10 protein-coding genes are annotated in these 11,577 nt (G+C 46.9%); 7 read left to right on the top strand and 3 right to left on the bottom strand.

Going from position 1 to position 11,577, the window contains the following annotated elements; translation table 11 throughout:
* A partial coding sequence (locus QUA25_RS21280) for a helix-turn-helix domain-containing protein (protein WP_333041128.1) occupies nucleotides 1–203 on the bottom strand: 203 nt, incomplete at its 3' end.
* Between the two features lie 244 nt (nucleotides 204–447).
* Between QUA25_RS21280 and def the strand changes: the two genes are divergently transcribed.
* The 3 genes from def (at nucleotide 448) to QUA25_RS21265 (ending at nucleotide 2,723) form a co-directional block, all read left to right on the top strand.
* Nucleotides 448–1,008, top strand: coding sequence for a peptide deformylase (def, locus tag QUA25_RS21275; RefSeq protein WP_190659061.1), 561 nt, complete (start codon nucleotides 448–450; stop codon nucleotides 1,006–1,008).
* Nucleotides 1,008–1,208, top strand: coding sequence for a hypothetical protein (locus QUA25_RS21270; RefSeq protein ID WP_199292547.1), 201 nt, complete (start codon nucleotides 1,008–1,010; stop codon nucleotides 1,206–1,208). The genes def and QUA25_RS21270 overlap by 1 nt, the downstream gene beginning before the upstream one ends.
* A 177-nt stretch (nucleotides 1,209–1,385) precedes the next feature.
* Nucleotides 1,386–2,723: a PrsW family glutamic-type intramembrane protease gene (locus QUA25_RS21265; protein ID WP_333041125.1), complete on the top strand. Its 1,338-nt coding sequence runs from the start codon at nucleotides 1,386–1,388 to the stop codon at nucleotides 2,721–2,723.
* Between the two features lie 36 nt (nucleotides 2,724–2,759).
* Here QUA25_RS21265 and QUA25_RS21260 read toward each other — a convergent pair whose 3' ends face one another.
* Nucleotides 2,760–3,413 (bottom strand): hypothetical protein, encoded by a 654-nt coding sequence (locus QUA25_RS21260; RefSeq protein WP_333041123.1) that lies wholly within the window; start codon nucleotides 3,411–3,413, stop codon nucleotides 2,760–2,762.
* 638 nt (nucleotides 3,414–4,051) lie between these two features.
* Between QUA25_RS21260 and QUA25_RS21255 the strand changes: the two genes are divergently transcribed.
* Entirely contained in the window at nucleotides 4,052–5,104 is a 1,053-nt protein-coding gene (locus tag QUA25_RS21255; RefSeq protein ID WP_333041122.1) for a Gfo/Idh/MocA family oxidoreductase, read from the top strand.
* A 282-nt stretch (nucleotides 5,105–5,386) separates the two neighbouring features.
* Here the strand turns inward: QUA25_RS21255 and QUA25_RS21250 are convergent, their stop codons facing one another.
* The gene (locus tag QUA25_RS21250; RefSeq protein ID WP_333041121.1) at nucleotides 5,387–6,373 is read right to left on the bottom strand and encodes a GDSL-type esterase/lipase family protein; all 987 of its coding nucleotides are present in this window, start codon (nucleotides 6,371–6,373) and stop codon (nucleotides 5,387–5,389) included.
* A 407-nt stretch (nucleotides 6,374–6,780) separates the two neighbouring features.
* Between QUA25_RS21250 and btpA the strand changes: the two genes are divergently transcribed.
* The 3 genes from btpA to QUA25_RS21235 all read left to right on the top strand — a co-directional run bounded on the left by btpA (nucleotide 6,781) and on the right by QUA25_RS21235 (nucleotide 11,481).
* Nucleotides 6,781–7,668 carry a photosystem I biogenesis protein BtpA gene (gene btpA / locus QUA25_RS21245; protein ID WP_333041132.1) on the top strand — a complete coding sequence of 296 codons (888 nt, stop codon included), beginning with the start codon at nucleotides 6,781–6,783 and terminating at the stop codon, nucleotides 7,666–7,668.
* Between the two features lie 260 nt (nucleotides 7,669–7,928).
* On the top strand, nucleotides 7,929–8,852 hold the full coding sequence (locus QUA25_RS21240) for a vitamin K epoxide reductase family protein (protein ID WP_333041119.1): 924 nt from the start codon (nucleotides 7,929–7,931) through the stop codon (nucleotides 8,850–8,852).
* 517 nt (nucleotides 8,853–9,369) lie between these two features.
* Nucleotides 9,370–11,481, top strand: coding sequence for a CHASE2 domain-containing protein (locus QUA25_RS21235; protein WP_333041117.1), 2,112 nt, complete (start codon nucleotides 9,370–9,372; stop codon nucleotides 11,479–11,481).
* Nucleotides 11,482–11,577 lie beyond the last annotated feature (96 nt).

The raw sequence follows: 11,577 nt of genomic DNA, 5'->3' as shown, positions 1-11,577 counted from the left end.
AGTGTTTCTTCGGCTTTCTTTAGTTTTGGTAAAAAGGCATTGAGTGCTGACTGACCAAGGCTTTTACCCGTTTCTTTATAAGTCTCAATTGACTTATTTAGACCATAGTTCCACCACCATCTGGCACAGCCAAAGTGCTGAGACAGTAGGGCTTGTTGCTCTACTGTTGGATAAAGTCGAACCTTGATGGCAGTATGCAGCATTTCATTACCTCCTTACTGTATTATACATATTCCAGTAAAATATCTACAAAAATAAAGATTTGGAGATTTCCGTACCTACAATGTCCCTGCCTTTCATCCCGCCGAAGACACTGGGTACAGTTATAGCGGGGGACAACAGGAGCGAGGAGTTAAAATTAGATTAATATTGGAAATAATAGTATTGGTTCCAATTTCATTCCCCAACAGCTTTCGTTGGGGCTTTCCAAACATCCCGCGAGGTTCTATGACGGCTCAGGTCTTGATTGAAAAGAAAAAGTTAGAAAAACCGCCCCTAACAATACACACATTAGGCGATCGCGTCCTGCGGCAGCCAGCCAAGCGCGTCAAAAGCGTCGATGCAGAAATTCGGCAGCTAGTCCGAGAAATGCTGCAAACCATGTACAGTGCCGACGGTATCGGTTTGGCAGCCCCCCAAGTCGGAGTCCACAAACAAGTAATTGTCCTCGACTGTGACCCGGAAAACCCCGCCACACCCCCAATTGTTTTGATCAACCCCACCATCAAAAGTAGCAGCGGCGATATTTGCATCTTGCAAGAAGGGTGTTTGAGCATTCCGGGAGTTTATTTAGAAGTCAAACGCCCAGAAGTCATTGAAGTATCCTACCGCGACGAATACGGCCGCCCACAAACCCTGATAGCAACAGAGTTACTGTCGAGGGCAATTCAGCACGAAATGGATCACCTCAACGGAGTGCTGTTTGTAGACAGAGTAGAAAACAAGCTGGCACTGAATGAAGCATTAGTCAAGCATAAATTTTCGCCAAAGGCAGTAAAATCAGTATGATGGCAGGAACTCCGAAAAGTGGTTTACTCTTAGCTCTTTCGTGCATCACTGCGATCGCGGCAGTCGGCTCGATCTTTGAGCTGTCATCGGGAGAAGCTCAACTTGGCAATTTAGTCACGGGCATCATCCTCGCCTTGAGCGTACCGCTAACTGGCATATTTTTCTATGCAGCCGTTCAGGATGCCAGGGCAAATCTATAAGCAGAGTGATTAGTCATTAGTCATTAGTCAGCAGTTATTAGTAATTAGTAATTAGTAATTAGTCAGCAGCTAACAACCAATAACTGTGGAATAAAGACTGCTCAAAAATAACATCAGCTAACAGCTCGCGAGCTCATGACCAATGACTAATGACTAATGACTAATGACTCATAACTCATGACTAATGAAATCGGATTTCTGCGACAAGTGCCAGCCAAAGACGCTCTAGGAACCCCAGTATCCAAGTACCAACTTTCTGAAGAAGGGGAATTGCTCATCGGACGCGATCGCAATTGTCAAATAGCTTTAGAGTCGATCGGTCACGGCATGGTTTCCCGTCGCCACGCCATGATCCGTCCCCTAACTCAGGGTACTTTGACGAGATGGGAAATTTGCGACCTCAACAGCGCTAACGGAACTTATATCAACGGAAAAAAGCTCTCTGGCTGCCAAACTTTAGAAACAGGCGATCGCATCAGTCTCGGCCTTGACGGCCCTGAATTTATATTTGAATCTCCCGTAACCCCTTACCAAAATCAACCCGGATTAAGAGCACCACAAACAGGCAATTTTGCGGCTAGCGAAAAAGATGCTCTCACTTTAACTCAATTATTCCCCATCGCCTCGACGGGCAAACAATTAAGCCAAAAAGCTTACTTATATCCAGGTATTGCCACAGTTATTGTTGTCGTGTCGATGTTTGTCGCCGTTGGCAATTCTGCAGCGTTCAACTTGCTGCTGTCAGCTTACCTCGCCGGTGCGGCTTACTACTTTATCTATCAACTGTGCGGCAAACACAAACCGTGGTGGGTATTGCTTGGTTCGGCTTTAGCTACTGTCCTGATTGTGATCAGCCCCCTATTGATTGGATTTATATTAGTATTTAGAGAAATTTTGCCCGGTCGCCTGCCAGCCGAAGGCGAAGCAATCAGTTTTTTGCCTTTTTTGACCAGAATGTTTTTCGGGGCGGGTCTAATGGAAGAATTGCTGAAAGCCCTGCCCGTTTTGGGAGCGATGTTGCTGGGAAATTGGCTGCGAAATCCGTGGCGCGATCGAATCGGCGTTTGGGAACCTTTAGACGGAATTCTGTTAGGAAGTGCCTCGGCAGTCGGCTTTACACTGTTAGAAACTCTGGGACAGTACGTTCCCAATGTCATCCAAAATGTCACCCTGCAAGCAGGGCCCGACGCCGGACAATTAGTAGGATTGCAGTTGCTAATTCCCCGCATTTTGGGTTCCGCCGCCGGACACATGGCTTACAGCGGCTATTTGGGATATTTTATCGGTTTGAGCGCCCTCAAACCCAGGAAGCGCTGGCCTATTTTGGGCGTAGGTTATTTCAGCGCTTCGGCACTTCACGCTTTGTGGAATGCGTCAGGAGCAGCCAGCGTACTTTTGCTGGCGTTGGTGGGAGTTTTGTCCTATGCGTTTTTGGTAGCCGCGATTTTGAAAGCCAGAGCTCTTTCTCCGAATCGGGAGCAAAATTTTGCAACTCGAATATTCTTGGAAAAGTGACTTCTGAGTGCTTAATTGTTGATGTGCCAGGGCACCTCAAGCTGCCATTTTTTTCTTGTGTTTTAACCAGCTTAAACCTGCCAATGCTAAAGCTGCCGCCCCAGCAGTGAGAGGTTCGGGAACTGGTTCGGCTTCGGTATTCACTAGGGTGTAAGAAACATCAGAGTACCCCCACCCTCTAGAGTATGGAATATAGCTATCGACGATGAGCAATCCATCGTCTATATATGATTGATAGTTCATGTATCTGTACACAGTCTCGTGACTCCACGAGAAATATCTCAATCCCATAGACCAAGATTCGTAGCTCTCATACACCCAGTAAAAAGGCCCTCCTGGTTCGTCTGGAGGACTGATATATTCATTCATCACACTGTAGCCGCCACTTGCATACAGTCCGCGAAAAGCTCCTTGCTCAAAAGAAGCTGTAGCCCCTGCCAAATTGTAATCTTTTTCCCATCGTTCCAATCTTCCCTCGGAAACGGCAATTTCTTCAAATCCTATTCCTGTAAGCGAGGAGTTATTCAACTTAAAAAAACCGCTAGCTGTACTACCATTGTCCACATCGAAATTGTAGGTAAGTACGGCGGCTTGTACTTTGTCAACTTCTACCAATGACACGGCTGAAAACAAACTTAAAATGGTGCTAGCGATCGCACTTCCTAATCTGGGCCTTAGTTTGTGACTCATTGTTTTTTTTATTAATGTTTACCTAACAATACTTCGGACTGTTTTTGATTGCCAAGCGTATAATATGGGTTTCAAGGCGATGCTGCCATCGAGCTACCAACGGAAAATCGATTGTTTCAGACTAGGAACTAAAAACAGTCGGGACTATTGACGTAAGTCTAGTCTATTTGAGTGAGCGATCGCCCGTAATTATCCGCATTCTTAAAGTAAATTTTTTTGAAGTCAAAGATTGCCGAATGTAAACAACCGAGCTAATACGGATGCGTCACCTGTTGTAATTGTATAATTTATGACTTTCACTATTACTTTTGAACACAAACTAGAAAAATATTTGATCGTAATCGCCAAATATTCCGACGGGTTTGTGTTCTGGCGATGCAGCAGGCGATCGTCCCGCTTTGCATACACATTTAAAAATTTTTGTCAATACGCAATTTCCAGACATTTGACCCCTGTATTCTACCCTTGTGTATGACTAGCTTCTGCTTAATTGCCTGATGCGATAATCGCAACTGAACTTAGAAATTCTTCACAAATAGTTTGACTGTGGTACTATCTGGATGGCTGTGAGTAGCTGAGGGAAGCCAAGGGGCTTGATTCCTGTGGTGGTGGAGGAGAATCCAGGAGTGCTAGATAGGATGTCATTGGGATACGCAAACGTTTTCGCCCAGCGAAGTCAACCTGAACCCCTCCGCATTGGGGTGATTGGGGTTGGCAATATGGGCCAGCATCACACGCGAGTTCTGAGCTTGCTAAAAGATATCGAACTCGTGGGTGTTGCAGACATAAATGTAGAGCGGGGAATAGATGTAGCAAGCAAATACCGGGTTCGCTTCTTTGAAGACTACCGAGATTTGCTCGCCCACGTAGATGCAGTTTGCGTCGCCGTTCCAACTCGCCTGCATCACCCTGTGGGGATGTCTTGTCTCCAAGCGGGTGTTCACGTTTTAATTGAAAAGCCGATCGCGGCTAGCATTGCCGAAGCCGAATCTTTGGTCAACGCGGCTGCTGAGGCCCACCGGATTTTACAAGTGGGTCACATCGAGCGCTTCAATCCAGCTTTTCAGGAACTCGGCAAAGTGCTGAAAACTGAAGAGTTACTGGCATTGGAAGCTCACCGGATGAGTCCCTATTCCCAGCGGGCTAACGACGTATCGGTAGTTTTGGATTTAATGATCCACGACATCGACTTGCTTTTGGAATTGGCAGATTCCCAAGTGGTGAAGCTGACGGCCAGCGGCAGCAGGGCCTCAGATTCAGGTTATTTAGACTACGTGACAGCGACGTTGAACTTTGCTAACGGCATTGTCGCCACCCTGACTGCCAGTAAGGTGACGCACCGCAAACTCCGTTCAATCGTGGCTCACTGCAAGAATTCTCTGACAGAGGCAGATTTTCTCAACAACGAAATCTTGATTCACCGACAAACAACCGCCAATTACGTGACGGATTACGGTCAGGTGCTATACCGTCAAGATGGGTTGATAGAGAAAGTTTACACCAGCAATATTGAACCGCTCCACGCCGAATTGGAGCATTTTATTAATTGCGTGCGGGGTGGAAATCAGCCTTCTGTCGGAGGAGAACAAGCTCTCAAAGCTCTGCGGCTTGCGAGTGTGATAGAGCAAATGGCTCTCGACGGTCAAGCTTGGTATCCGAAAGAGCTAGAGTCTACTTTGCAAGTTAGCTAAATCGAGACAAATCCTGTCGTTTCCGGGTGCTTTTACAGTTTGGGTTTGTTGTTCGTTGAAGACGGTAACTGTTCCCATGCAACCGGATTCGATATCAGTCGATTTGAGATTGGACAATTCGGCGTGAGAAGTTCGGCGAGCGCGTGCGTGGAGTTGCGCTCAGTCGAACGATTTTAGGCTTTAGATTGACTCTGCAGATGAATCTGGGGGCTTGAACTAAGGTTTCAACTTTTTTGCTCTCGACAACAGGAGTCGTGGGCAAGTATCCGTCTTTAGGTGAAGTCACGATTTATGCCAAAAAAGAGCGACTATTTGACGACTGATGGTTTTGCTAACTAGCTGATTTCCTTGAGGACTCAGGTGAATGCTGTCTCGATACAAAGTTGGAAATTCGGCCGCACAATTGAAAATGGGAAGAAAATCTATGTAAGTAATTTTCTCTGTTTCTACGAGTTCGGCGAGACGCGCTCTAGCTTTGACTTCCCAGTCGCGAGGGCCCGGGCCGCCGAGTTCGCCTCGCTTGGGCGTGACGGCTAGCAAAAACTCGACGTTGGCGGATACAGCTATTTTCTGGATTTGGCGAATAGCTTCTAAGTTGCAGCCTACTACATCGCCGCTTGTGGCTCTGGGTGCTGCCAATTGGGGAGTTGGCACGGCAGGTAGCAGGTAGCGGCTCAATAACTCTAGCGTAGCCGATCGGGGTTTGTGATCCGGGTAAGATCGATCGCGACCCACAACCAGAGGACAAGGAGCCGATGCAAAAAAATCGTCCGTATTGAGCAGCAACACCACAGCATTTGCCCCAAAAACACCGAACCGCTTGGCGTAAGCAAGTTGATTCCTCGGCCCCCAAGAATTGGCTGAGGCGTTGAGAACTTCAAAATTTAAATAGTTGACTTGTGAACCTAATTGTGGAGTGCTCGCCAGATTCTGTACTTGCAGTCTCAAATTCCGAGCCATAATTTCGGAGATGGTATCTGTCTGATGTGTCCACCAACCGCCGTTGGCGACAGAATCTCCCAACAGCAAGACGCGCAGAGTTTCTGGAGGGGGTATCGGGGCGATCGCTGGGCTACGCATCGAATACTCGTTAATCTCAATGCGGTTGCCCAAGCGACGCACCTTCTGGTTGGGCGCCAACAAATAGCCGCACTCGGCATCGGCAATATAAATCAAGGGATTACCAAAACCCAGCAGCACCCGCAGCAGCACTTCGATTGCCGCCCCCAATCCTGCGGTGACAGCCAAAATTATGAGAACAAGTTTCACCACTTAACCTCGATAGAGAAGGATAAACCCCTGCCGACACCAAGGTATAAAAAAGAATGCAACTGCTGTCAAGCTTTCAACCCCGATTGTAGTCAGTCGATTTTAGATTAAAGATTAAAGCATTGACTCTACAGATGAATCTGGGATATCTCGCTAAAATCTAAACTTTTTTGCTTTCCAGGACTCCTGTCTAGAAGCAAGTATCCGTCTTTAAGTGAGGTGAGTAGGTCGCCTATGTAAAATCTAAAATCTAAAATCTAAAATCTAAACTGTTATGGCTGCGGGGTTTGAGCAACTTGGCGACCCGATTAAGTCAACCGAATCGCCCCCGTGGATATAGAATTCTAGAATATACCGTCAAAATCCGCCGTCAGCCGTCAGTGAACTTGGTGGTTTCAGGAAAATCCGTGGACTTAAAACAAATATTCAAAACGCCGAATCCCATAATCGGTGTCGTACATTTACAGCCTTTGCCAACTTCTCCCCGCTGGGGCGGAAACCTCAAAGCTATTATCGGAAGAGCCGAGCAAGAGGCTACAGCGCTGGCTTCTGGTGGCGCAAACGGTATCATTGTCGAGAACTTTTTCGACGCTCCTTTTGCCAAAGACAGCGTAGATCCGGCTGTGGTAAGTGCCATGACTCTGGTAGTCGAGAGGCTAACAAATCTCGTGACGCTGCCGATCGGCGTTAACGTGCTGCGAAACGACGCTCAAAGCGCGATCGCCATCGCCTCCTGCACAGGAGCTCAATTCATCCGCGTCAACGTCCTTAACGGCATCATGGCTACAGACCAAGGCTTAATTGAAGGCCAAGCTCACCAGCTTCTGCGCTACCGCCGGGAATTGGGCAGCGATGTCAAAATATTAGCAGACGTGTTAGTCAAGCACGGGCGACCCCTAGGCAGCCCGAACTTGACCACAGCCGTCCAAGAGACGATCGGGCGAGCTTTAGCCGACGCCGTAATCCTTTCCGGCTGGACAACTGGTAGCCCTCCCAATCTCGAAGACTTAGAACTTGCGAGTGCAGCAGCGGCGGGAATTCCTGTTTTCATCGGCAGCGGCGCCTCGTGGGAAAACATTTCCACCCTCATGCAGGCCGCTGACGGCGTAATCGTATCGAGTTCCCTGAAACGAAACGGCCGCATCGAGCAGCCTATAGATCCGATCCGCGTCAGTCAGTTTGTAGAAGCCGCCCGCCGCAGCTTGTCACAGAAAGAGCGCGAACAGGAAAATAGAGATGCTAATGGCTCAAGAGGGCCAACACCGGAACCGGGCAAAGTCACAAGTAAAACGTAAAATAGGAAGGGGTAATGGGTAATCGGTAATAGCTGCAAATGAAGAGCTAACAGTGAAAAAAGAACACTTATCAATCACCAATTCCCAATTTCTTTGATTCACGACACGGAAGTCACGGATACATGGATAGATTTCTTTTCTCTGACTTCTGACTTCTTCCCTCAACATCCATCCGTTAAATCCGTTAAAACCCTTACCTTGCTAGTTGCCCAAATTCCTTATTCTTTCAACGTCCCAATTATCAATTACCAAATCAAAAAATGATTCGCCGACGTTCAACCCCTTGGATTCATCGCTGGTCTAGGACTGTGATGGCAGCGATCGCAGCCATAGGCGTCGTAGAAACGGCCTATCTCACGATCGCTAAATTCACCAATGGCTCGGTCATTTGTCCCACCAGCGGCTGCGACAAAGTTCTTAACAGTCCCTACGCTACACTCTTTGGCACAGTGCCTTTAAGTTTGTTAGGTTGTCTGGCTTACCTGAGCATAGCAATCCTGGCATTGGCTCCCAAAGCGGTAAATCCCGCCACCAATAAAGGACTGCACTCTCAACTAGAAAAAAACACTTGGCAAGCGCTATTTATCATCACTGCTGCGATGGTAATTTTCAGCAGCTATTTGATGTATTTGATGGCTTTTGAAATTCAGGAACTGTGCATTTACTGCATCACTTCTGCCTTATTTTCGCTGTCGCTGTTTGTGCTGGTGCTAGTCGGGCGCGAGTGGGAAGATATCGGACAGTTGGTGTTTACAGGCATTTTGGTGGCAATGGTGAGTTCGATCGGCGCCTTGGGACTTTATAACAGTGTCAACTCACCTGCTCCTACTGTCTCTACCCCCGGACTTGCAGCCCCTGCCGTCACTACAACCTCCGGCCCGGCACAAATTGCTTTGGCCCGCCACCTCCGACAAATCGGCGCTAAAGAGTACGGCGCTTACTGGTGTCCCCACTGCCACGACCAAAAAATGCTGTTCGGCAAAGAAGCAGCCAAAATAATTGATTATTTTGAATGCGATCCCAGGGGGCAAAATTCCCGCGCTGAAATTTGCCAAGCTGCTGCTGCAAATGTTAAAGGTTTCCCGACTTGGGAGATTAATGGTCAGTTTTATGCGGGGACACAATCTTTGGATAAACTCGCTGATTTATCGGGCTACACCGGTCCGCGCAACTTTCAAAACTAACAGTAAATTGGGAGATGTTAGATGACAGATTTTAGATTGATGGGCAGGAAATATCCTGGCTTTTAACTTAGTTTATCGTTGGCTCGTGCTGCGAAATCAATCTAAAATCCTGCATCTATAATCAATAAAAAAATAGTAAAAATTAGTTAGAACGAAAAAAAATAAAACAAGTTGTGGGTCTCTACTATTTAGATGGGCGAATAACTACTAAAAATTTTACATAAAAATGCAAGAAACCGGGTTTCTGCTTCCAGAAGGATTGTTGAAATGACATATTTTGGTTGCGAAACCCGGTTTCTACTCTTGCAGCCCCCTCGCACCGAAAAACCAAAAAATTGGAAAATCTAAAATCTAAAATCTAAAATCTAAAATCTAAAATCGACTCGCCCGCACCGAAAAACCAAAAAATTGGATAATCTAAAATCTAAAATCGACTGAGCCGATCGCCCTGGAGATGTAAAACCTATAGGTAGTAGTAGTTTAGAGGCTCAAAGGGCGAGGCCCAAATCCCCAAAATATGCTAAAAACTATCAAAAAATGGGTCGATCGAGAACGCCGAGTATTGATTACTGCGAGTGCCGTTGCTAGTACGGTGATTGTAATGCGCTGGTTCGGATTTTTTCAGGTGTGGGAATGGGCTGCTTTCGACCAGTTTGTGCGCTGGCGGCCGGCCGAACCCATTGACTCGCGCATCGTCATTGTAGAAATTAAGGAAGCTGACTTGCAAAAATACGGCTACCCAATTTCGGATGCTGTATTGGCCCAATTGCTGCAAAAATTGCACGCTGGCAAGCCGCGGGCGATCGGCCTCGACGTTTACCGAGATTTGCCAACTCAACCGGGTAACGCCGAATTGGTCAACTCTTTTAAAAATATTCCCAACTTAATCGGCATTGAGTTGATGCCAGACGAAACCAGGTTCGGAGTTCGGCCACCTCCGGTACTTGACCAGCTCGATCGAATCGGTTTCAACAATGTTGTCATCGACGCTGACTCAAAAGTCCGGCGAACTTTGCTCTACGCTTGGCCCGGAGACGGCAAAACTCATAAAAGTTTTGCACTCAGACTGGCTTTGCTTTACCTTCAAACTGAAGGGATTTCCCCTCAACGAGCAAGAGTCAATCCTAAATACTTGCAGTTAGGCAAGGGGGTTTTTCGGCCTTTTCAACCGAATGACGGTGCTTACGTTCGATCGGACAGCCGTGGCTATCAAATTTTGACCAACCTGCGCGGCCCGCGAGGCAGTTTTCGCACTGCATCGATGAGCGATGTGCTTTCTGGCAAAGTACCCGCTGATTTTGTACGATCGCGCGTTGTCTTGATCGGCTCAAATGCCCCCAGCCTCAAAGACTTTTACCAAAATGCTTACAGTTCCGGTTGGTTTGGTCCTCCCCAGCAAATACCGGGAGTCGAGCTTCAGGCTCATTTCTTGAGCCAAATTTTGAGTGCGGCCCTCGACGGGCGCGGGGCTATCAATGTCTGGCCAGAGGCTGCGGAGTTGCTGTGGATTTTACTTTGGTCTTGGGCGGGAGCAAAGGTGAGTTGGAATTTGCGATCGCTTGGTCGATCGGCTTATTGTTTATCCAGTATCTGTCTCGGCCTGAGTGCCACTTTATACTTAGTCTTTTTAGCCGGTTGGTGGCTACCGTTAATTCCTCCCATCCTCAGTCTTTTGGGTTCTGGTGCTGCTGTTGTGGGTTATCTGGCTCACTTGCAAGAAGAATTAAAACGGTCTAAAGAATTTTTACAATCGCTAATCGATACAATTCCCGACCCGATTTTTGTCAAAGATCGAAATCACCGCTGCGTTGTTTTGAATCAGGCATATTGTCGGTTTATTGGCTATCCTTTAGAAATTTTAACTTGCCGAACCGATTACGAATTATTTCCCCAAGCCGAAGCCGAGATATTTTGGCAGCAAGACGAATTAGTATTGCAAACTCACCAGCCGCGAGAAAATGAAGAATATTTTACTGACGCTCACGGAATTACGCATCTGATTGCGACTAAAAGATCCCTGCATAAAGATGCTGCCGGCAACCTATTTTTAGTCGGAGCAATCAGAGATATTACCGAGCGCCAACTCCGGGCAAATGCCCTAGAACAAAAAAACGCTGAACTCAGCCACCAAGCTTATCACGATGCCCTTACCGGTTTGCCCAACCGCCAAAGGTTCTACGAATGCTTGCATCGGTCTCTAGAAATAGCCTCCAGCACTCAAGAATTGGTAGCTTTACTGTTTTTAGATTTAGATGGATTTAAGTCAATCAACGACAATCTCGGACACAATGTGGGCGATTTACTCTTAAAAACAGTTGCCAGTAGGCTCAAAAAATGCTTGCGTGGTAGCGATACAATCTCGCGGTTGGGCGGCGACGAGTTCACAGTCATTTTGCCCGCAATTCCAGGTCGCGAGGAAGCTGCGAAAGTAGCGGAAAAAATTTGCGACGCCATCATGCAGCCTTTTATTTTAGAAGAAAATACAGTTTCTGTAACTACAAGTATTGGCATTAGTTTATATCCCATTGACGGTCAAGAGCCAGAGATTTTAGTTAAGAATGCCGATGTTGCGATGTATCGTGCTAAGGAACGGGGGAAAAATCAATATCACTTTTATTATATTAATTAATACCAGTTAAAAACATAATGCAACTGTAGGTAAAGTCGCCACTCCAATCTTGATAAGTCATTTGTACTTCTTCTATTTTTTCATCTAAAATATCAA

This window comes from Microcoleus sp. Pol17C6 (assembly GCF_036701145.1).
Taxonomy (GTDB): domain Bacteria; phylum Cyanobacteriota; class Cyanobacteriia; order Cyanobacteriales; family Microcoleaceae; genus Microcoleus.
Note: the sequence above shows the minus strand (reverse complement) of the source record. Positions and strands in the feature narration are given on the sequence as shown.

Coding starts and splice junctions, on each gene's coding strand:
- def (WP_190659061.1), top strand. CDS start 448: ATGACGGCTCAGGTCTTGATTGAAAAGAAAAAGTTAGAAAAACCGCCC.
- QUA25_RS21270 (WP_199292547.1), top strand. CDS start 1,008: ATGGCAGGAACTCCGAAAAGTGGTTTACTCTTAGCTCTTTCGTGCATC.
- QUA25_RS21265 (WP_333041125.1), top strand. CDS start 1,386: ATGACTAATGAAATCGGATTTCTGCGACAAGTGCCAGCCAAAGACGCT.
- QUA25_RS21260 (WP_333041123.1), bottom strand. CDS start 3,413: ATGAGTCACAAACTAAGGCCCAGATTAGGAAGTGCGATCGCTAGCACC.
- QUA25_RS21255 (WP_333041122.1), top strand. CDS start 4,052: ATGTCATTGGGATACGCAAACGTTTTCGCCCAGCGAAGTCAACCTGAA.
- QUA25_RS21240 (WP_333041119.1), top strand. CDS start 7,929: ATGATTCGCCGACGTTCAACCCCTTGGATTCATCGCTGGTCTAGGACT.
- QUA25_RS21235 (WP_333041117.1), top strand. CDS start 9,370: ATGCTAAAAACTATCAAAAAATGGGTCGATCGAGAACGCCGAGTATTG.